Here is a 20,742-nt window from a genome sequence, read left to right as displayed (position 1 = left end):
CTCCGTCATAGCGGGGCGGAGGAATTATGGTTGTGCTCTACTCTGGGAAAGGAAGCACAACTGTAATTCTGGCGCCCCCTGCTTCTGAGGGGCCAATGTTCATCCGTCCGAAATTGTCTTCTAGTATTTCGGACACGATGGACAGTCCCAATCCAAATCCAGAAGCGGTTTCGTCAAGCCGGGAACCTCTATCAATCACTTTTGAGGCCGCTTCTGGAGTAATCCCAGGGCCGTCGTCTGCAACTTCTATCGTTAGCCCGGAATCGGTCTGGCTTATTGAAACGTCAATCTCAGCCTGACTCCATTTCCCGCCGTTTTCGAGCAGGTTACCGAATAACTCTGATAGGTCCTGACGCTCCATGGGCCAACTGAAGTTATTCGGCAAGGATGTATTAATACGGAAACTCTTATCGGGAAAGATTTTTTCCATGACAGAAATGACGTTGTTCGCTATTTCAATCGGCAAACATGTTTGCCCCATCTGCCTGCCGGAGATATCTGCCTTGCTCATGCGGTAGTTCAAGGACCGGCTTAGATCCTTTAGGTTGGAGGTCATGAACTCTATGTCGTCGCGGGACGGAGGTAATGAACCAGTGTCTGACAAGATTGCGAGATTGGCAGAGATCGAGGTCTTGACCATGTGAGAAAGATCGGAATTGAGGCGGCGGTGGCGGTCAAGGCGACGACTTGCTAGTTCAAGTAGGTTATTGAACTGTTTGATCAGCGGACTGAACTCCTCTGGTGCGTCAGGATTCAAACGAGGTTGTTTGCCAGATTGCAGTCTCCTCATGTCTTCCTTGATGTGTTCGATCGGTTTCAAAGCGAGGTAAATAGTGGTGCCTACCAGAGCCAAGAGAACAACAAGTAATAATGCGGAGGCAGCCAGCAAGGTCAGGTGAGCCCCACTGGATCGCTCGGCGAGTCCACTTTCCATTTCCAGGATGGTGACTGACGAAAGCGGGCTGTCAATTCCGAAACCTCGTTTCAATCCAAGAAGGCCATCTGCACCTTGGGATATTTCTACAAAGCCCGCCGGCTTTCTTGAAACCATGCGCAACGTTGTTTGATCTATGTTGCTACTGGCAATGATGCTTCCGTCTTTCATTTCGACGACGAGGGCGTGCTCTAGTAGCAATTGGAATCGATCAATCATGCTGCCAATCTCGTCGGGCGTCGGAACTTCGTTTTTAATGATGGTTTGAAAACTCTCCACCTCCTTGTCAAGGCGATGTTTTCTGGACTCGTTCGAAAGCTGCTCTATTACATAAGTGTGCGAGAAAAAAATTAGTAAAAAATACAAGAGGCTGAAAGCGATGCCATATTGGAGGACAGTTTTTCGGATGCTTTTCTGCGCTGTCATGAAGGTGCTTTTGTCGATTGAGCGGAAGGCTTCAGTTGAAGGCACATAGAGGTGCTCTGATCGGAAAGCATAGTTGGAATCGAAGCGTGCCGCAACGGGTGCGAGCCGGAGCGAGGGACGCTCTGGTCTTCAGATCGGTCTGGCTTGGTCTTATCGTTCTTAGGCATTTGAATAACTTGATTTAGTGTCATCAAATCAAAGCCGACCTAAATGGCTTTTGAGCTTGTGGTAGCCGCTGAAAAAAACGTTTCATCAGCATATATTTTCAAGTGTGTTTAAAGTTTCGATGTTCTACTAAACACCCAAGGCCATTGAATGTTGCTGGTCTAATTGAAAAAAATGTCGGAGCCGTTTTATGAAGAAAGTATCCATGATTATAGTAGCTTCTTTCGTGGCAAGTGGTGCTTCTATAGCCCACGCAGGAGGGCAAGCGGACAGATACAACGAGGCAAGAAGCTATCCTAATAAGAGCATAGATGAACGTTCCTCCCAGTATCGTGTGGAAGAGAGCGAGACCATCAAAAAACTGAAGGAAGAACATAGATTGATTAAAGAGTTGATTGGGGATCTCTTGGAAAAGCAATAACATTTATCGTTGTTTACTTGGAGCCAGACGGGCAATTACGTGGCTCCAAGATTAATTTAATGGTAGATTTTGTTAATTTTCCCAAAATTGCGAAAGTCGCGCTTTAGTATTGATGAATCTCGTAAGGAAGACAGAGCGCAAAATGTTGGAAAGCTGCATTCTTAACTAAGATATTTTGCAGTATTCATGGCTAATTCAGACCTCCCTCGATTTTTCATAAAACCATATCTAATCTAGAATTACCAAGTTAAAAATAGTTCTATTTTAGTCATCGTTTTTTCAATTCTTGTTCCTATTTGGTGCGCATTATTGATGAGCGCACTATCGACGAGCAATGCAACACTTGAAGCAGAGTGCTTATTGCATTGAATTGTTAAATATTTAATCATTTTTATGAACTGCGGCCCTGATTTGACAATAATTGCTCATAGAATAAGTTTTTTAAAAGGTGGCACAAAACGTGTATGCATTATAGGTGCGTTATTCAATGCGCAAATAACTAAGCTGCCCAAATAGAAGGTAAAAACGATGAAAAGACGTATCTCGACTAAAGATTGTTTGCTAAGTGTTGGTTTGCTCGTAACTCTCCAAGCGGTCCCGTTAATTGCCAGCGCAGGTGTTAGTGCTAATTTGGGCATAACAAGCAACTACTTATTTCGCGGTGTGACACAAACAGATGGCTCAACGGCGACGCAAGGCGGGCTTGACTACGAACATGCGTCGGGGCTTTATGTTGGCGGCTGGGGCTCCAATGTGGATTTCGGCGATGGGACGAGCTACGAGCTTGATCTTTATGCTGGCTTCTCCGGTGTAATTGAGGATATCGGTTACGATGTTGGCTACATTTATTACTCTTACCCTGATGCTCCTGAATCTATTGATTTTGGCGAAATATACGGAGAGTTGAGTTACAGCATTGTATCTATAGGTGTTGCTTACACAGCAAACAGCGACGTAAGCGGCGAAGGGCTGTTCGTTCCAGGCGATATCTATTATTACGCATCAGTTGATGTGCCACTGGAAGACGATTTCAGCACAGGTGTTTTGATTGGCTATTATGATTTCACTGATGATGGCAAGGCGTCTATTGGCGAGGCGAGCTACGGACATGCAGCTGTTAACGTCACCAAAGATGCGGGAAGCTTTGGAGCTTTTAGTGTTAATCTGGAGTACGCTGATATCGATTCAAGTAACGCACTTGGTTCGGTCAGTTCGGACGACCCGAAGTTTTGGCTGGGCTGGACTAAGTCTTTTTAATCTATTTGGTATTTTTCACCGAAATGGTTAATCGTTGAGAAAGCTGGCCCGGTTTGTGGGCCAGCGCATTTATCTGGCGAGCCCTGGTCCTTGAGGAAAATGGTTAAATCACAGCAAAATCATTTAAGCTTCAACCCTTTTTTGAAGAGAATCTCTTGCAAAGTAATATCCTTGTCCTCTCAATGTTTTTATTCGTTTTTTTCCGAGTATCTTTCTGAGCCTGGCTATGTAGACTTGAACGACATTTCTGGTTGGGCACCTTTCGATATTATAGAGTGCTTCAACAAGTTCGTCCTGTGAGAAAACTCTGTCAGGAGAGCGAAGAAAGCATTGTAAAAGGCGGTACTCCGTTGCGGTTAGTCTGAACTCTTTATGATCGGGAGTTGTTAGGGTTCTATAGGTTGCATTAAGTAGAAAACCATCCACGATGATCTTATCAGTTGCTCGCCCGTCTTTTCTTCGTATTATGGCGCTAAGTCGAGCTTTTAGTTCATCGAATTCGAAGGGTTTTGGAAGATAATCGTCTGCCCCGGCATTCAAGCCCTCAACTCTCTCTGTCCAGTTGGAGCGGGCAGTTAAAATAAGAATAGCTTCATCTCTGCCACTGCTTCTCCATTTTTGCATCAAAGAAAGCCCGTTCTCGTCGGGCAGTCCTATATCCAGAATGATCGCCTGATAACTGCTTGTCTCTACGAAGAAATTTGCCTCTTTTCCGTTTTGGGCAACATCTACAGTAAAGTTTTCCTTCGCAAGCCAAACGGAGATTTTTTCTGCGAGTACCGCGTTGTCTTCGACAATTAGAACCTTCATCTATAAGCGCCGTCTCTGGATGTTGGAAAATTGTGGCTGTCGCCCTTCTCGAGAGCAAATCAAAATTAGCTAAGAGACCGGACTTCAAGCGACCCGCTATAACAACAGACGAAGCTGAATCTAGCTTGAAAAAGGCATTACGGTGAGGAAAGTTTTCTATACAAACACTATCCACATGTGATCGCTTAACCACATACCAGGTGGCCGGGTCAACGATTGATCACCGGGACCGCCCTGGGAAGGTCAACTATCACGGACAACCCACTTTTCGGAGCAGGTGAGAAGTTGAGGGTTCCACTGTAGCGTTCGACAATTTCTCGAACAATCGCCAGCCCAAGGCCATGGCCTGGGGTCTGCTCGTCCAGCCGCAACCCCCGTCGACCCAGATTGCCGATTTCAGCGTCCGCGACGCCGAGCCCATCGTCTGTTACGCCGATCTGCAGATTTCCGGAGTGTTGAACGAGTGACAGCTCCACGCATCGTTCCGACCATTTGCCTGCATTGTCCAGAAGGTTGCCCATGATTTCATTCAGGTCGTGCTCCTCGATCGGCCAGCGGGCGTCCTCCGGCAGGGAGCTCGACAGTTCAAAGGACTTTTCCGGGTATAGTCGCCCCAGCATCCAGACTAGATCCCGTGCCTGTTTCAGAGGGTAAGCGCTTTTCCCAACCTGTGGCCCTGCAAAGCGACTTCGGCGCATCTCGGCTTCAAGCTGTTTGTCGATGTCATTGAGTCTCGCGGTCATCTGAAGGCGGAGATCGTTGGAGAGCGGACGACTGGTGTCCTCAAGAATCTGCCGGACGGCCGCAATGGGGGTTTTGACGCTGTGAGACAGATTCGCCAGCGCATCCCTTGATCGTTCCAGGCGTTGATCCAGCGAGTCGAGCAATTGGTTGAGCTGCTGGACCAGCGGTCGAAATTCCTCAGGTGCTTGGACATGAATCCGCGAGACCTTGCCATCCTGAAGTCGCTTCAGCGTGGCCTTCAGTTCGACGACAGGGCGCATGGACAGATTGATACCGAACCAGATCACAACGACCAACAGCAGAATCAGCAGAATAGAGACGATGGCCGTCCACCCGTGCAACTCTGCCTGGCTGCGTTTCAGTGCGCCAAGATCCTCGGACACGATCACTACAATCGGCGTATCGCCGATCCGGAACGACTTTCGGTACGCAAGAATGCTCTTTGGGCCTTCGACGGTGTCCGCATCCCGAACACGAACGGTCCCATCCTTTGCTGATTCTATTAACGACGTTAACACCGGTGCCCAGGAATCCGGGGAAATGATCGTTCTGGACGGAGAATGTATGGCGAAGGCGTGGTGAAAGACTTCCTGAAAATAGTCACCAGTCTGGAGACTGTCCAATTGACCGCCAGAATCACGAATCTGATGCTCCAGAAAGGCGACCTCATCCTTGAGACGTGTCTCGACGAATTCCCGGGACATCCGGTCCAGTAAGAGGCCGTGAACCAGCCATGCAAGCCCCATTAGCGCAATGCCCGCTGGCAGTAGCAATAAAAGCAAGGTGCCTTTGACGGATCTGGGCTTGCTAAACCGCGTCATTAAACAGATACCCCTGGCCGCGACGGGTTGCAATGCTGTCGTTGCCAACCAGTTTTCGCAGTCTGCGGATATAGGCTTCGATGACGTTCTCATTCGGGCTGTCGTTCAGGTTGTAAAGCTGTTCCATTAATTGTTCTTTCGAGAACACATGGCCGGGACGGCTCATCAGACAGCGCAGCAGGCGAAATTCCGTGCCGGTGAGGCTGTGCTCCGTGCCATCCTCGGATTTCAGGCTTTGACGATTCTCATCCAGTTCGAAGCGTCCGGCTTTGACCATTGAATGAATGCGACCTTCGCTTCGACGCACAATGGCGTTAAGCCGGGCGATGAGTTCTTCGGTCTGAAAGGGTTTTGCAAGGTAGTCATCCGCTCCAGCTTTAAGGCCTTCCACCTTGTCGTGCCAGTCGCCCCTGGCGGTCAGAATAAGCACCGGACAGACGACCTGATGTTTTCGCCACTTCCTTAATACGTCTAATCCATTGCCGTCAGGAAGGCCAAGATCCAGAACGACGGCCCGATAGTCCTCCTGCTCGCCCAGAATCGCGGCTTCTTTGGCGGTGTAGGTCGTATCAACGCTGAGCCCTGCCTTTTCAAGCTGACCACGTAATCCTTCAGCCAGCAAACGGTCATCTTCAACGAGCAGTAATCGCATCGGACATTCCTTCTCTGAGCCAAGAAATAGTCTTGGAGTGTCGCCGATCAACCTGAATTCAGCCTGAACGACAAAATAGTTTGGTATTTTTCAGCGAGAATTCAGGTTAATGCGCGATGGTGTGATTCGTATTTTGGCATCGCTCTTTGCTCAGAGCTAACCGACGCCGGGATTTCCGGCCACTTTATCAATGGAGAAGACAAGATGAACGCATCCAAGTTGATTGTTGCAGCCGCTGCCATGTCAATGTCCGCAGCGACCCTCGCCGCCGGTGCTCATGGCGGTGGCCATGGTGCCAGCAGCGGCGAACCGGGTAAAGCCTCGGAGGCCTCTCGCACTATTACAGTGGAAATGTACGACAACTACTACGAACCCGAAGAAATCAGTGTGAAGCCTGGTGAAACCGTTCGCTTCGTGGTGGAGAACAAAGGAAACCTCGTGCATGAGTTCAATGTTGGCACTCCCGACATGCATGAAGCTCATCAAGAGGAAATGATGATGATGGTTGAGCATGGCGTGATCCAGGGCGGCAAGCTCAACCAGGACATGATGAACATGGATATGGGCAATGGCAAAACCATGAAGCATGACGACCCGAACAGCGTGTTGCTGGAGCCCGGCCAAAGCAAAGAAGTGATTTGGAAGTTTTCTGATAAAGGCAATATCGAATTCGCCTGCAACGTGCCAGGCCACTACCAGGCCGGCATGTACGGTGACGTTAACTTTGAGTAAACATGCGTACTGAAAACCCGCGAATGCACGGGTTGGGACTGTTTTCCAGCCCTGCTTCAACGAAGTGCAGTTTGGAGTAAGAAAAAGATGAAAACACGCCTACTGACAGGACTTTTAAGCCTGCTGATGCCAGCCATGGTTATGGCCGGTGAGTACGACCTGACGGTCGACCGGGTAAAAATTGATACTGGCGATTTCGTGAAAGAAGGCATTGGATACAATGGCGCATCTCCGGGACCGGTGATGCGCTTCAAAGAAGGCGAAAACGTAAAGATCAACGTGACCAATAACCTGGACGAGATGACGTCCATTCACTGGCACGGCCTGATCCTTCCTTTTGATCAGGACGGTGTGCCTGGTATCAGCTTTCCAGGCATCAAGCCGGGTGAAACCTTCACCTACGAATTTCCTATTCAGCAGGCAGGCACCTACTGGTTTCACAGCCACTCCGGTTTTCAGGAGCCGGATGGCGCCTACGGTTCCATCGTTATCGAACCCGAGGGACGTGAACCGTTCCGCTACGATCGTGAATACGTGGTGCAGTTGACTGACAAGCACCCCCATTCCGGTGACCGCATCATGCGCAACCTGAAAATGATGCCGGATTACTACAATCGCGAGCAGCAAACCGTTGGCGAGTTTTTCTCGGACGTGTCAAAAAATGGCCTGATGAACACCGTCAGTGACCGTATGGCCTGGGGTGGCATGCGGATGATGAAAGCGGACGTTGAGGATATCCATGGCTTTACGGGCTTGATCAACGGCAAAGGACCAAGCCAAAACTGGACAGGGATCTTCGAGCCGGGCGAACGCATTCGGCTGCGTTTTATCAACTCTTCGGCGATGACTTACTTTGATATCCGGATCCCCGGTCTGGACATGACGGTTGTGCAGGCAGATGGCAACAACGTTCAGCCGGTTAGTGTGGACGAGTTCCGGATCGGTGTGGCGGAAACCTACGATGTGATCGTCCGTCCGAAAGATGAGCAGGCCTACACCATTTTTGCTGAATCCATGGGGCGTTCGGGCTATGCCAGGGCAACATTGGCCCCTGAAGAGGGTATGGAAGCGGCCGTGCCGCAACTGCGCGAACCGGCGCGCCTGACCATGGCTGACATGAGCGGTATGGCCGGCATGGACCATGGCAGCATGGCCGGAATGGATCATGGCGACATGAATATGAGCAGCTCAGAGGGGATGGGCGGAATGGATCATTCTTCGATGGAGGGAATGGACCACTCGAATATGAAAGGAATGGATCATTCCAACATGGAAGGCATGGATCACTCTGGTATGTCCGGCATGGATCACGGTTCCATGGCGATGGGTAAAAAAGGGGGGCCAAGCGATCCCTTCTATGCCAAGGGCAGTGGCCTTGTACCTACAGCAGCCAATGGCGGTAAGTTCTTGTCATACGCTGACCTGAAGGCTCAGGATCCGTTGTATGAACTCCGCGAGCCAACCCGCGAAATTGAGCTTCGTTTGACCGGCAATATGGAGCGGTATACCTGGAGCATCAATGGCGTCAAGTACGAAGATGCCGATCCGATTCGCCTCAAATACGGTGAGCGGGTCCGCTTCAAGTTTGTTAACGAAACCATGATGACTCACCCCATGCACCTGCACGGCATGTGGTCCATCCTCGATGTTGGCGCAGGCCAGTGGAACCCGATCAAGCACACGATTAGCGTGAACCCAGGCACTACGGTGTACATGGAAACCGAGGTTGATGAGCCAGGCCAGTGGGCGTTCCACTGTCACCTGTCCTATCACGCGGCCGCTGGTATGTTCCGCAAGGTAATTGTTGAAGGTGGGCCAGAGTCGGCGCAGGCCAAAACAGACGTGCTTGTCGAAGATGGAGGTGAGGTATGAGCTGTATTCGATCAATTGTCGCAGTCAGCGTCCTTGCCTCTATTGGTGTCTCAACGGCGGTGACAGCTCAGGAAATGATCTCCGACACGACCGCTCGAAAACAGCCGCTCACAACCTGGGGTGTTCAATTCGAGGAATTTGAGTACCGCTACAGCGACGATGACGAGGAGCTGGGCGTCTGGAATGCGGATGCCTTCTATGGTACTGACGATTTTAAAGTCCGGTTGCTCACAACCGGCGAATACGAAATAGAGGAGCAGGCCTACGAAACGCTGGAAAACCAGTTGGTCGGCCAGATCCCCATTTCCAAGTTCTTCGACGCCAAAGCGGGCGTGCGTTTCGATACTCCGGAAGGGCCGGACCGGACATACGCCGTTCTCGGTGTCGCCGGCCTGGCGCCCCAATGGTTTGAGATCGATGCAAACCTGTACGTCAGCAACGATGGTGATACGTCAGCCGAACTGGACGCTGAGTACGAATTGCTGTTCACCAATTACTGGATCCTGGCGGCAACTCTGGATGCCTCGGTAGCGTTCAGTGAGGATGAAGAGATTGGTGTCGGCAAAGGATTGGTTTCCACCGAAACCGGCCTCCGGCTCAGCTACGACCTGATAGACCGTGCGTTCTCGCCTTATGTGGGTGTGGTGCACGAGCGTAAGTATGGCGATAGTGCCGACCTGGCCGAGGCGAGCGGCGGCGGCACAGAAGATTGGTTTGCCGTAATCGGCGCTCGAATCGCATTCTGATGCTGAAGGGCCATGGGAAACCCATGGCCTTTTTTCGTCTATGATTTGATGTAACTCAAATCCACCGAAAGCATGTGTCCATTTTCAGTCGCAGTTCAGGTTGAAGTGTTTTGATACAGGGAGAAGTCATCAGGAAGAGAGGTGTCACCCCATGACCAAAGCACACAAAGCAACCAACCAGGAGCAGTTTTTGTTGCGCCGAAAAATGACCGTCGAGGGGCTTGGAGAGGATCAGTGGGAGGGGCTCATCCACGATCTGAATCACCACCCATGCGTTGATTTCGCCGAGCGTAAGCCAAATGGCACATTGCAGGTGACGTACGATGGAACCCACTGGTCCGTCGATGAATTACTGGAACTGATCAAGGCTTACGGTGGCCGATTGAAAACCGGATGGTGGACCCGGCGCAAACTGGCCTGGTACTGGTTTACCGACGACAACGTCCGGGCAAATGCCAAGCATGAGCCGTTCTGCTGTTCCAAGATTCCACCCATGAAAAAATAAGAGGAGATTGAATGAGCAGGGAGGAAGATCGAAGCACTCGCTACCAGGAAGGTAGTCTCACTCTGCCAGGGACGGCGATGCTGGGTACCGGCGTCATGATTGGCGCCGGTATTTTTGCTCTGACCGGGCAGATGGCCCAGATGACCGGTGTGCTATTCCCGCTGGCCTTTCTCGCTGCAGCGGTGATTGTGAGCTTCAGCGCCTATTCCTACATCAAGATCTCCAATACCTACCCGTCCGCCGGCGGTATCGGCATGTACCTGCACAAGGCCTACGGAAACCGGCTGCCAACGGCTTTCAACGCCCTGTTGATGTATTTTTCCATGGTGATCGCCCAGAGCTTCCTGGCCCGCACCTTTGGCTCTTACACCATGCAACTATTCGGAGGGGACGAAAGCGGCCGTATGGTGCCCATTCTGGGGGTGGCATTAATCCTCGTGGCTTTCGTGATCAACCTGCTCGGCAATCGGATGATTCAGGGGGTGGCTTCCTTTATCGGGATCCTGAAAATCGGCGGCATACTGATTTTCGGTCTGGTCGGGATCTGGATTGCCGACTCAGTCTCGGTTGATTTTTCGGAGCCCGGTGAAGCCGGAGCGCTGGGCAACTTCCTGGGCGCAACCGCACTGGGGATTCTGGCGTTCAAAGGCTTTACGACCATCACCAACAGTGGTTCGGAAGTAATAGACCCAAAGCGAGACGTCGGGCGCGCCATCGTGATTTCCATTGCCGCCTGCGTGGTGATCTACACGCTGGTGGGCTTCGCGGTCGCCAGCAACCTGTCACTGGCTGAAATTATCGAAACGCAGGATTACTCCCTCGCTGCTGCTGCGCGTCCCGCTCTCGGCGATTACGGTGTCTGGTTTACTGTCGCTATTGCCATGATGGCCACGGCGGGCGGTATTCTCGCCAGCGTCTTCGCGGTATCCCGCATGCTGGCGATGCAGACGGAGATGAAGCTCGTACCACACCGGCATTTTGGCATGCCCGGCAGCATCCAGAAACACACACTGGTGTATACCGTTGTCCTGGGTCTGATTCTGGCCGCCTTCTTTGACCTGTCACGCATTGCTGCGTTGGGTATCGTGTTTTATCTGATTATGGACATTGCCATTCACTGGGGTGTGCTCCGTTATCTACGCAAAGACATTAAGGCCAACACCTGGGTACCAGCAACAGCCATCTTGTTGGATCTTTTGGCGCTGGGCGGTTTCGTCTGGGTAAAGCTTAATACGGACCCGTTCGTCATCAGCGTGGCAGTCGTGACCATGATCGTGATTGCAGTATCCGAGCAGATTTTCCTTAAAAGATCACCGGAATCGGCGCAAGCGAAACAGGAAGAGAGTCATGCGCATCATCATTAATCTGAATCAGGAAGAGAGGCTATTGCCATGATGGGAGATAACATGTTCGGGAATACCATGTGGGCAGGCCACTGGCTTTGGATGCTGGTGATTGCCATTGTGGTGGTCATTCCGGCTTGGCGTATTTGCCAGCGCACCGGGTATCCGGGGTGGATGGGTGTGCTGATATTGATCCCCATCGTCAATCTGGTTCTGCTGTATTTTATTGCATTTGCAGACTGGCCCGCCGACAAAACAGGAGATCGCAATGGCTGAGCACCATCACGCCCATGACCACGATCACCACACCGATAAAGAACCTGGCGAGCACACCGCCAAGGATCCGGTTTGCGGCATGGCAGTGGATCCGCATACCGCGGAACACCGCAGCCAGCATGGCGGTAAAACCTGGTACTTCTGCTCGTCGCGTTGCCAGTCCAAATTCGACGAGGACCCTGAGCAGTACCTCGATTGGGAAAAGAAACAGCAAGAGCCGGTAGCGCCGGGCACTATGTATACCTGTCCCATGCACCCCGAGATTCGGCAGCAAGGGCCAGGGGACTGCCCAATCTGCGGCATGGCCCTGGAGCCGGAGCAGGTAAGCCTGGACGACGGGCCTTCGGAAGAACTCAAAGACATGACCCGCCGATTCTGGATCGGCCTGGTGCTGGCCCTGCCTGTACTGGTGCTGGAGATGGGTGGGCACCTCACCGGACTCGATCACATTATAGCCCCGCAGATGTCCAACTGGATTCAACTGTTGCTGGCAACGCCTGTGGTGCTCTGGTGCGGTTGGCCCTTCTTCGTCCGGGGTTGGAAATCCGTGGTTAGCCGTAACTTGAACATGTTTACGCTCATTGCCATTGGTACCGGTGTCGCGCTGATTTACAGCCTGGTGGCGACCCTAGCGCCGCAGATCTTCCCAGGCGCCTTCCGGCAGGAAGACGGGTCGGTCGCCGTCTACTTCGAGGCGGCTGCTGTCATCGTGGTGCTGGTGCTGTTGGGGCAGGTGCTGGAATTGCGCGCCAGAGAGAAAACCTCTGGTGCCATCAAGGCCCTGCTGGATCTGGCACCGGCGACGGCCAGAAAACTGGACGACGATGGCAGCGAATCCGATGTGTCGCTTGATCAGGTCAAGGTGGGCGACCGCCTGCGGGTGCGCCCCGGTGACAAGGTGCCGCTGGACGGCGAGGTGCTTGAAGGCAGCTCCAACGTGGATGAGTCCATGGTGACCGGCGAGCCCCTGGCGGTCAGCAAGAAATCCGGCGACCAAGTGATCGGCGGCAGCATAAACCAGCAGGGCAGCTTCATCATGCGGGCCGACAAAGTTGGCCGCGATACCATGCTGTCCCAGATTGTCCAGATGGTGGCCAGCGCCCAGCGTAGCCGCGCACCGATCCAGGGGCTGGCTGACAAGGTAGCAGGCTGGTTTGTGCCGGCAGTTATTGTGATTGCTATTGTCGCCTTTATTGCTTGGTCCTTCTTTGGACCCGCACCGCCTATGGCGTTCGGGCTGATTGCAGCGGTCAGTGTTCTGATTATTGCCTGTCCCTGCGCGTTAGGTCTCGCAACGCCCATGTCGATCATGGTGGGTGTTGGCCGGGGCGCCCAGAGTGGTGTGCTGATCCGCGATGCAGAAGCCCTTGAGCGCATGGAAAAGGTAGATACGGTGGTCGTGGACAAGACCGGAACGTTGACGGAGGGTCAGCCCCAAGTCACCCGGATTGTTACAGCGGATGGGTTCGATGACAGTGCTTTAATGCATTTTGCCGGTGGCCTGGAGAAAGGCAGTGAGCATCCATTGGCCCACGCCATATTGGATAAAGCTGAAGGCCTGCAGCTGAAGCTGCCGGACGCGGAAGACTTCGATTCTCCCAACGGTAAAGGGGTAACGGGAAAAATTGACGGCAAGCGGGTGCTACTTGGCAATCGCCTTTTGATGGAATCGGAGAATGTTGACACCACGCGATTTGACGGCGAAGCCGATCAGCTCCGCAAAGATGGTGCCACCGTGATTTTTGCCGCCGTCGATGGAAAAATCGCTGGGCTGTTGGCCATCTCTGATCCCGTCAAGGAAACGACCGAAGCTGCTATTACCGCGCTGCAAAAAGACGGCATACGCGTGGTCATGCTGACCGGCGATAACCGCACTTCGGCCGAGGCGGTTGCTCGCAAATTGCACATTGACGAAGTGGAAGCGGAAGTACTGCCGGAAGATAAGGGCAAGATCGTCCAGCGCCTGAAAGATGAAGGCCGTGTTGTCGTGATGGCGGGTGACGGCGTTAACGACGCGCCTGCATTGGCAACGGCGGACGTGGGTGTGGCCATGGGCACTGGTACGGATGTGGCCATCGAAAGCGCTGGCATTACCCTGCTACGCGGGGACCTGATGGGTATTGTAGAAGCGCGTCGTCTGTCGCTGGCGACCATGCGCAATATCCGGCAGAACCTGTTTTTTGCTTTCGTGTACAACTCTGCGGGCGTTCCGATAGCGGCCGGGGTTCTGTACCCGTTCTTCGGGATACTGCTTTCGCCGATCTTCGCGGCGGCTGCAATGTCGCTGTCGTCTGTCAGCGTGATTGTGAATGCATTGCGCTTGAGGATAGTCAGGTTGGCGCCACGACGCTGAAACTCAGCTGTTCAGGCAATGAAATGAAACCGACCCCGATACTTACAGGGTCGGTTCTTATTTCACTCCCTTTATAATCTTCAATTCATGAGTGCTTGTGGTTCATCGTTTCTGCATTCTGTTCACTGTGCTGATCATGCTCGGTATCTATTTTGCCTGAATTATTTTTCGTTCTAATATGTTTCATGCAATTTTTCGTATATTGGATTTCAACCGTTTTGTTCGGGTAAGTGCGAGCCTCATTAATACGGTCTGCCAAGCCAGAGTTGGCCGAAGCCATAGTTGAAAATAAAGCCGCGATTGCTGTGATTACCATTACTTTTTTCATGACATTCCCCTTTAAACCATAAAAACAGTTGAGTATTTCAGCCTGATTTCAGGTTCGTATGTTCTAATTGCTCATGTCTCCATGAGTTAACTTGGCCGCGGGGTTCACCCTGCGGTATTTTTCTCTGCATCTTCCAGTGCCTTGTGGTAGGCCCGACCCTTTTCACTCGTAATCATTTCCACGCGAGCCTCCATTCCAGGCTCGGACATGCCGTAGCGTGTCATCCGTTCGTGTAAGCGCTTCATTTCGTCATTATCGAGAATGTTTTCGAAAGAGCGCTTATCTCTAGACTGATCATGTGTAGCTTTCATGTCCTCGTTCAATGACATATTACCAGCAAATGTATATGTTGAGAGAGCAATTGTTGCGGCAAATAAGATCATATTCTTCATAATCGACACCTCCGATTTAGTTGTCGATTATATTTAACCATTGGTTTCTGAAATGGTCCTGAAAAAGAAAAAATAAAAATTATTTTAAATTTGTGGTTGGGTAGCTTAAAAATAGTTGGACAGATAAACGGTATAAAGATTTAGGATAGGATATTAATGAACGCCAAAGTAGCGGGTTCGCGAGGCTGGTGTTATCGCTATTGGCTCTCTGTCGCCTGGTACTCTTTTTGTTCATCGGTCCAGAGCGTTTTCAGGTATTCAATGACTGACTGAATTTCCTGTTCAGTGAGAGAGTCTTCGAACGCTGGCATGGTCAGCCGATCGGTCTTGTTGAAGGGGTGCCGCCAGCCCTCCGCGATCATTTTGAACAGCATGGCGTCGCTGTGGCGCCAGGTGTGGCCGGTTTCATCGTGAGGCGGTGGCGGCATTTCGCCCTTCTCATCCGGCTTTTTCCAGTTAGCAGCGCCCTCAGCCTGCCGTCCATGGCAGGCGGCGCAGTATTGTTGATAAATTTGTCGACCCTGCGCCACATTTGCGGGCGCGGGGTCGGTACTCGCTGGCCGGCCGGACGCGATCGCAACGGCCGGCACAACGAACAGAATCAGCAAGCCGATCCACTTATTCATACACTGGCGTCCATTCGCCGCCATCGCCATGGGCAAACAAGTTGCCGCCCTCAACGGCTGTTACGAACCCATGAACTGGCGAGAAAGTCAGCGCCGTCACGGTTCCGGGTGCCTTAACGTTTGCCCAGGTTTCGCCGCCATCGTTACTGTGATGGAGCTGCCCCTCGACGACCGCATAGACGTTTTCCGGAGCGGCGGGATCATAGCTGATGGCAGACACGGTACCTCGCAGGTCTCCCGCATCGCCCCAGAAGCAGAAACAGTCCATGGAGCGGGCGACGCCGCGCGTCGTGCCGGCGAAAAGCCAGCCACTTTCCATGCTGCCGGGCATGTCCGAGTGCAGGAATGCCTGCACCGGTTCCCGGGGGCCACCATCGACTTTGACCCATTCGGCGCCGCCGTCCCTGGACCGGAACATGCCATCTTCTCCGAGGTACGCGTAGAGAGTTCCGGCTTGGGTGGCATGAGTGGCCATGGCAGTGACGCCGAGATCGGGCAAGGTGTCATTGAGGGGTTGCCAGCTATTGTTGGCACTAATGTAGCGCCAGACGCCCAGGCCGGGGCCGGCAAGGTAAATGCTGCCATCGGCTCCTTTTGCCAGAGACGTGGGCTGTGCGCCCGCATCCGACGTTGGTAGCGGAATTTCAGTGGATGTATCACCGTCAATGGCAAACAGGCCGCGGGCACGCAGCACTACAAGGGCCCCTGACGGGTTGCTCGTCAGGGCCTTCACTGATTGGCTATCGCCCAAAGACTGGGCATGAGCCAGCGTCGGCAAGACAACAGTCAGAGTGATCAGGAAAAAGCGCAAGAGTGCGGACTTCAGGCGAAAAACAATCGCTTTCATGGCGCTGACCTCAGTAATCCTTGTGTTCGCGGAAAACGCGCTGCTGGCCATTGGCGCTGAAAGCGATGACCTGATAATCGTCCTTCCGGCCGGTCTCCATACCCGGGGTGCCATGAGGCATTCCAGGCACCGAAAGACCAACGTTGTTGGACTGTGGTTTTTCGAGGAAAGCGACAATATCATCCGCCGGCACATGGCCCTCAATCACCAGATCACCAATCAATGCGGTGTGGCAGGACGCCATTTCGCGGGGCACACCATGGGTCTGCTTGATTTGATTGAGATTGTCGGTTTCAACAATGTCGATCTCAAAGCCATTGGCCGCAAGATGCTCAGCCCAGGACTGACAGCAACCGCAATTGGGGCTCTTGTAGATGGTGATGGCTGTGCCAGTCTCTGCAGTGGATGCGACTGCGGATGATGGCTCGGCAGACTCACCAGCCTGGATTGCCAGTGTGGTAGCGCCTGCAACGAGAACGACTGCGGCTACACCTGTAAACAGGGCAAGTTTCTTGGTTTTCATGGTAATCCTCGATGTGATTCGGTCATCGGCGATGCAAGGCCCGGGGCGGGCACATTGGCTTCCCCGGGCAATGGGTTTTGGTTTAGGCGTCCTGGTCCTTCTCGCCGCCGCTCATATTCATTTCATCGCCGCCATGGCTCTGCATCATTTTCATGCAGGCTTCCGTCATCGCTTTGCGATCTTCCGAAGACATGTCGGACATCATGCCCATCATGCCACCCATTCCGTGCATGCCTTTGGAGGACATCATTCCATTCTCCTCGGAGTCAGGGTCCATCATGCCGTTGCCTTCGGCATGGGCGAAGACAGAGAAGAAAGCAACACTACCCGCGAAAATGGCAGCGGTGATTGAAAGCTTGATATTGGAATTGCGCATTTGGTTTGCTCCAGTTAAAGACTCGTGACGAATAGGTATGAACACGAGGCTTTCTTGTAAGAATTAACGTTAATGACATTGCCGCAATGGGCAAAAGTCCGGGTTAAGACTCAGGAGCGAAATTGTGGAGGGGGTGTGATAGAAGCCAGGAAAGGATCCTGGTAGTCGTTCTCAAGGGCGCTTAAAACCGGTTGGGAATCGGCATCAAGCAAGCCGCTGGGGCCTGTTGGCAAAAGACCGATACTGACACCACAGCTGTTCAGCCCGCTGGCGGTCGGACAGGCCATGTCTGAACCTGTGAAACAACTGACCCTGTCATCAGAGGCAGATTCACTGATTCCGGTTGCATCGGACATCATGGAACCGCAGTCCATCATGGACGCATCCATCTGACCGTCGGCCATTTCAGAGACGGCCAACGCCGGAGTGCTTATCACCATTATGAGTGATAGCAACAACGAGAAAATTTGGCGTTTGGTTCTGGTCATCTTGATATCGGGCACCAACCTGTCGATCTTCACCGCTGTGACAAAACCTTCGTCACTTAGTTCACCAGATGCTAGCAGTTTTTTATTTCGATGCCATCACTTTCTGGAAAATCAGAGCCGCGTGGCAGGTCCGATCTGGTTTCTTTATAAAATGCTTGACCTTAAACCTTGCTTCAAGGTTATTTTCTTGACGTCGCTGGTTGCAAGGCTGTTCTCCGCTCCAACGGTAAGCGTGAGAAACTGAGAACGATTTTTGGAAAGGTGAATATATAATGAGTTGCTGTAACAAATCGAACTGTGGCGAAAAGGGCAAGACGAACCCGGATACCGGCTCACGAAGGCTTATGGGATTGCTGACAGGGCCACGGCGCTGGTGGTTGTTTGGTGCTATTGGGGTCTCCGCCGGCCTGATTTTTGGCTGGGATAAGCTCGTGCTATTCGGGATCGCTCCAATACTGATCAGCCTTCTGCCCTGTCTGATCATGTGTGGTCTTGGGTTGTGCATGATGAAATGTAAGGACAAGAAAGGCTCAGTGGCCGCAGTTGATCAGGCGAGCGAGGCTGGTGATGTCCAGTCGGTGGCTCCTCAGCCCAAGGTCTCGGATGCTTCACACTCGACGAGAGCATTCTGACAGTGAATGTGCGCTAAGAGGGATGTCGTCGCGTTTAGCCTCGCACCTGAAAATAGCGCATCATTCCTGCGTCTTCATGTTCCATGTTATGACAGTGGTAGATGTAAAGGCCGTCAAAGCGCTCGAATTTCATCGCCAACTGAACCGTTTCACGAGGCATAACCAGAACCGTGTCGTGCCAGCCACTGTCTACCAGGCCCTGCTGTAAACTGTCCGAGCTGCCGCCTCGTCGCCCTACAACGTTGAACTGCAAGCCATGAATATGCATCGGGTGAGGCATCGGTGTGTTGTTGTGGAATTCCCAGATTTCCGTGTCACCAAGGCGGACTTTTTCGTCATCCGCAACATTTGTTCCGTCAAACCGCCGGCCATTCATGGCAAATCCCCGCATCATCACCGGGCTTAACTCGAACGACCGGATTCGCGTATTGCTGTTTACCGGTATTTTTTGCCGCTGCACTCCTAGCTGTGCCGGTAAAGGTTCGCTGGCCTCTACTGACTTGGACACTTCCAGCGTGGCCAGGGGGAATCGGCTGCCGAGGGGCAGGGCGTTGCTGCCCATCATTCCCATTCCGTCCATCATACCGCCACTCATCATGCCTGCCCGGAAACTGTCACTGATAAGCTCCAGCGTATCACCCGGCTGGAACTCGGAAAGGTCGACCCAGATATCAAGCCGCTGAGCCGGAGCCAGCACGGCGTAAGGCCAGTCTTCCGGTCCCTGAAGAAGGCCGCCGTCTGCACCGATAACGGTGACAGGTCGCCCGTCGCTCCAGGCCAGTTTGTAGATGCGGGCGTTAGAGCCATTGAGGACTCGAATTCTGTATGGGCGGGTGGCAACCTTGCGGGTGGTTGGAGGCGCCCCGTTAGCCAGCACTCTATCCCCCAGAAAACCGTGCATACGGTCCATCATGGCCCCCATGCCACCGCCCATGTAAACCAGTTCATTGTTACCAGCAAAGGTGCGGTCCTGAAGCACCAGTAACAGCTCGTTATCGTTCGATGGCAATCCGAGACCCGCTTCTTCTTCGTCTTCAACGATCAGGAGCCCTGCCAGCCCCGCGTAACTTTGAAATCCCACGCGACCGCCTTGCTTTCCATGGGCATGAGAGTGGTACCAGAACAGTCCGGCCCGGTCCAATACCTCGAAGCCAACAGTCATTGTCTCGCCTGGGCGAATCGGTAGTCTTGGTTGCCCGTCTACGTCGGACGGCACATGAAGCCCGTGCCAGTGGACCGTGGTGTCCTCCGGCAGCTCATTATGAATATGGATTTTGACGGTTTGGCCGCGGCGTAGTCGGATCGTTGGGCCGAGGTAGCTGTCCGGGTTTTCAGTGATTGTGTTTTCTGGACCTTTCAGCAATTCCGCCCTGTAGCGCCACACTTCACTGGGGGTGCCCGGAAGTATGGGCACCGAATCGGGTATGGCATAAAGATTCAGTTCAACATCGTATTCATCTGAATCAAGGCCGAGCGTTTTCGATTCACCCGCTTTTACCTCTCCATCACACCCGGTAAGCAGAAGTCCCGGCGACAGCGTGAGAAGGACGCCGGTGCCCGCCACAGCCTGAAGGACTGTGCGCCGATGGACACTTTTACTCCGGTTCATCACTTATTCCGCAGATATTTAATCAGTGCCAAAATCGCGAGTATCAGGAGCACAACCAAAAAAATCATGATAATCATCATGAATAGCCCCATGCCGCCCATGCCCTGCATCATGTCGCCCCCCATCATGCCTTCTCCCATGCGCCCGGGCTCATCAGCGAATGCAAAAAGGGACAGGAAAAGTCCAACAATCAGCGTAGATAGCCTCTCAAATACCTTCATTACAGTGTGTCTCCGTATTTTTTGCCCCACTTGATTCAAAACGGGGGACCTTGGGTCAGTTTGGTGCACCGCCACCGATCTGACAATGCATGAAAAAATACCTTGACCTTAAAGTTCACTTTAAGGTTATGGTTAGAATCAGTCATTGATCACTTGTTTTGAGGTGCAAAAATGAAAACGTTCAATATCGGCGAACTCTCTGATAAAAGCGGCGTGGCCAGCCATGCCATTCGCTTTTACGAGCGGGAAAATCTCATGCCCGAGCCCGCCCGGACCCAATCGAATTATCGTCGTTACCCCGAGGATGCGATCGCCAGGCTGCAGTTCATCATCCACGCCAAGCAGTGGGGTTTCACCCTTGATGAGATTCGTGAACTCCTGATGCTTCAGGACGCCAATGGCGACCGCGCCGAGGCCAAGCGAATTGCAAAGAAGCAACTGGAAAAAATCCGGCATCAGATTCAGAGCCTGTCCCGCATCGAGGCCGTCCTGTCTGAAACCCTGAAGGAATGCCCCGGTGAGGGGCCGATGGATGGTTGCCCGATTGTTGAAGCTATAGCCCAGCAAGGGTGAAGCTGGCAATCGCCTGCGGATGCATTGATTTAGAGGCACACAGTTATCTGTGCCGAGGAGCGAAACGGGT

General features: G+C 52.6%; 23 protein-coding genes. 11 read left to right on the top strand and 12 right to left on the bottom strand.

The genetic code is table 11. From position 1 onward, the window contains the following. Window positions 1–37 precede the first annotated feature (37 nt). Complete coding sequence (locus tag ACO06L_RS10045) at window positions 38–1,405, bottom strand: sensor histidine kinase (protein ID WP_320407651.1); 1,368 nt, start codon at window positions 1,403–1,405, stop codon at window positions 38–40. A gap of 310 nt (window positions 1,406–1,715) precedes the next feature. Here ACO06L_RS10045 and ACO06L_RS10040 point away from each other — a divergent pair, with 310 nt between their 5' ends. Continuing rightward, the gene (locus tag ACO06L_RS10040; protein WP_004581712.1) at window positions 1,716–1,946 is read left to right on the top strand and encodes a hypothetical protein; all 231 of its coding nucleotides are present in this window, start codon (window positions 1,716–1,718) and stop codon (window positions 1,944–1,946) included. A gap of 528 nt (window positions 1,947–2,474) precedes the next feature. Then, window positions 2,475–3,203 (top strand): TorF family putative porin, encoded by a 729-nt coding sequence (locus ACO06L_RS10035; RefSeq protein ID WP_004581713.1) that lies wholly within the window; start codon window positions 2,475–2,477, stop codon window positions 3,201–3,203. Between the two features lie 123 nt (window positions 3,204–3,326). Here ACO06L_RS10035 and ACO06L_RS10030 read toward each other — a convergent pair whose 3' ends face one another. From ACO06L_RS10030 to ACO06L_RS10020, 3 genes are all read right to left on the bottom strand, one after another. Next, on the bottom strand, window positions 3,327–4,013 hold the full coding sequence (locus ACO06L_RS10030) for a response regulator transcription factor (RefSeq protein WP_004581714.1): 687 nt from the start codon (window positions 4,011–4,013) through the stop codon (window positions 3,327–3,329). A 209-nt stretch (window positions 4,014–4,222) separates the two neighbouring features. Next, window positions 4,223–5,578 carry a sensor histidine kinase gene (locus ACO06L_RS10025; RefSeq protein WP_202348519.1) on the bottom strand — a complete coding sequence of 452 codons (1,356 nt, stop codon included), beginning with the start codon at window positions 5,576–5,578 and terminating at the stop codon, window positions 4,223–4,225. Continuing rightward, window positions 5,565–6,230 carry a response regulator transcription factor gene (locus ACO06L_RS10020; protein WP_202348518.1) on the bottom strand — a complete coding sequence of 222 codons (666 nt, stop codon included), beginning with the start codon at window positions 6,228–6,230 and terminating at the stop codon, window positions 5,565–5,567. Before ACO06L_RS10020 ends, ACO06L_RS10025 begins: the two co-directional genes overlap by 14 nt. A 204-nt stretch (window positions 6,231–6,434) precedes the next feature. On the opposite strand from ACO06L_RS10020, the gene ACO06L_RS10015 reads away from it, so the two are divergent. The 7 genes from ACO06L_RS10015 to ACO06L_RS09985 all read left to right on the top strand — a co-directional run bounded on the left by ACO06L_RS10015 (window position 6,435) and on the right by ACO06L_RS09985 (window position 14,057). After that, window positions 6,435–6,962, top strand: a complete 528-nt coding sequence (locus ACO06L_RS10015) for a cupredoxin domain-containing protein (RefSeq protein ID WP_058092401.1) — start codon at window positions 6,435–6,437, stop codon at window positions 6,960–6,962. A gap of 87 nt (window positions 6,963–7,049) precedes the next feature. Further along, window positions 7,050–8,834: a copper resistance system multicopper oxidase gene (locus ACO06L_RS10010; RefSeq protein WP_150994155.1), complete on the top strand. Its 1,785-nt coding sequence runs from the start codon at window positions 7,050–7,052 to the stop codon at window positions 8,832–8,834. Continuing rightward, window positions 8,831–9,580 (top strand): copper resistance protein B, encoded by a 750-nt coding sequence (locus ACO06L_RS10005; RefSeq protein ID WP_150994156.1) that lies wholly within the window; start codon window positions 8,831–8,833, stop codon window positions 9,578–9,580. The genes ACO06L_RS10010 and ACO06L_RS10005 overlap by 4 nt, the downstream gene beginning before the upstream one ends. A gap of 151 nt (window positions 9,581–9,731) precedes the next feature. Beyond that, window positions 9,732–10,085 (top strand): hypothetical protein, encoded by a 354-nt coding sequence (locus ACO06L_RS10000; RefSeq protein WP_421845627.1) that lies wholly within the window; start codon window positions 9,732–9,734, stop codon window positions 10,083–10,085. An 11-nt stretch (window positions 10,086–10,096) separates the two neighbouring features. Next, window positions 10,097–11,449, top strand: a complete 1,353-nt coding sequence (locus ACO06L_RS09995) for an APC family permease (RefSeq protein WP_421845625.1) — start codon at window positions 10,097–10,099, stop codon at window positions 11,447–11,449. A gap of 27 nt (window positions 11,450–11,476) precedes the next feature. Next, on the top strand, window positions 11,477–11,704 hold the full coding sequence (locus tag ACO06L_RS09990) for a hypothetical protein (protein ID WP_048496390.1): 228 nt from the start codon (window positions 11,477–11,479) through the stop codon (window positions 11,702–11,704). After that, window positions 11,697–14,057, top strand: coding sequence for a heavy metal translocating P-type ATPase (locus ACO06L_RS09985; RefSeq protein ID WP_421845623.1), 2,361 nt, complete (start codon window positions 11,697–11,699; stop codon window positions 14,055–14,057). Before ACO06L_RS09990 ends, ACO06L_RS09985 begins: the two co-directional genes overlap by 8 nt. Window positions 14,058–14,142: 85 nt before the next feature. Here the strand turns inward: ACO06L_RS09985 and ACO06L_RS09980 are convergent, their stop codons facing one another. The 6 genes from ACO06L_RS09980 to ACO06L_RS09955 all read right to left on the bottom strand — a co-directional run bounded on the left by ACO06L_RS09980 (window position 14,143) and on the right by ACO06L_RS09955 (window position 17,149). Next, entirely contained in the window at window positions 14,143–14,385 is a 243-nt protein-coding gene (locus ACO06L_RS09980) for a hypothetical protein (protein WP_202348779.1), read from the bottom strand. A 104-nt stretch (window positions 14,386–14,489) separates the two neighbouring features. Further along, window positions 14,490–14,777 carry a hypothetical protein gene (locus tag ACO06L_RS09975; protein ID WP_202348780.1) on the bottom strand — a complete coding sequence of 96 codons (288 nt, stop codon included), beginning with the start codon at window positions 14,775–14,777 and terminating at the stop codon, window positions 14,490–14,492. A gap of 197 nt (window positions 14,778–14,974) precedes the next feature. After that, the gene (locus tag ACO06L_RS09970) at window positions 14,975–15,403 is read right to left on the bottom strand and encodes a c-type cytochrome (protein WP_202348781.1); all 429 of its coding nucleotides are present in this window, start codon (window positions 15,401–15,403) and stop codon (window positions 14,975–14,977) included. Next, complete coding sequence (locus tag ACO06L_RS09965) at window positions 15,396–16,250, bottom strand: WD40/YVTN/BNR-like repeat-containing protein (protein ID WP_202348782.1); 855 nt, start codon at window positions 16,248–16,250, stop codon at window positions 15,396–15,398. Before ACO06L_RS09965 ends, ACO06L_RS09970 begins: the two co-directional genes overlap by 8 nt. 10 nt (window positions 16,251–16,260) lie before the next feature. Beyond that, entirely contained in the window at window positions 16,261–16,773 is a 513-nt protein-coding gene (locus tag ACO06L_RS09960) for a DUF411 domain-containing protein (protein WP_202348783.1), read from the bottom strand. Between the two features lie 82 nt (window positions 16,774–16,855). After that, window positions 16,856–17,149 carry a hypothetical protein gene (locus ACO06L_RS09955; RefSeq protein ID WP_202348784.1) on the bottom strand — a complete coding sequence of 98 codons (294 nt, stop codon included), beginning with the start codon at window positions 17,147–17,149 and terminating at the stop codon, window positions 16,856–16,858. Between the two features lie 441 nt (window positions 17,150–17,590). Here ACO06L_RS09955 and ACO06L_RS09950 point away from each other — a divergent pair, with 441 nt between their 5' ends. Beyond that, window positions 17,591–17,881, top strand: a complete 291-nt coding sequence (locus tag ACO06L_RS09950) for a hypothetical protein (RefSeq protein WP_202348785.1) — start codon at window positions 17,591–17,593, stop codon at window positions 17,879–17,881. A gap of 422 nt (window positions 17,882–18,303) precedes the next feature. Here ACO06L_RS09950 and ACO06L_RS09945 read toward each other — a convergent pair whose 3' ends face one another. Together ACO06L_RS09945 and ACO06L_RS09940 are read right to left on the bottom strand one after the other, a co-directional pair. Next, a complete protein-coding gene (locus ACO06L_RS09945) occupies window positions 18,304–19,878 on the bottom strand; it encodes a multicopper oxidase family protein (protein ID WP_202348786.1) in 1,575 nt (524 codons plus the stop codon). Next, complete coding sequence (locus ACO06L_RS09940; RefSeq protein WP_202348787.1) at window positions 19,878–20,099, bottom strand: hypothetical protein; 222 nt, start codon at window positions 20,097–20,099, stop codon at window positions 19,878–19,880. Before ACO06L_RS09940 ends, ACO06L_RS09945 begins: the two co-directional genes overlap by 1 nt. Window positions 20,100–20,270: 171 nt before the next feature. Between ACO06L_RS09940 and ACO06L_RS09935 the strand changes: the two genes are divergently transcribed. Continuing rightward, complete coding sequence (locus ACO06L_RS09935; protein WP_202348788.1) at window positions 20,271–20,672, top strand: MerR family transcriptional regulator; 402 nt, start codon at window positions 20,271–20,273, stop codon at window positions 20,670–20,672. Window positions 20,673–20,742 lie beyond the last annotated feature (70 nt).

It is taken from the genome of Marinobacter sp. (assembly GCF_965229985.1).
In the GTDB taxonomy this organism is placed as follows: Bacteria; Pseudomonadota; Gammaproteobacteria; order Pseudomonadales; family Oleiphilaceae; genus Marinobacter.
The sequence above is the reverse complement of the archived record's forward strand: the minus strand, read 5'-3'. Positions and strand labels throughout refer to the sequence as shown.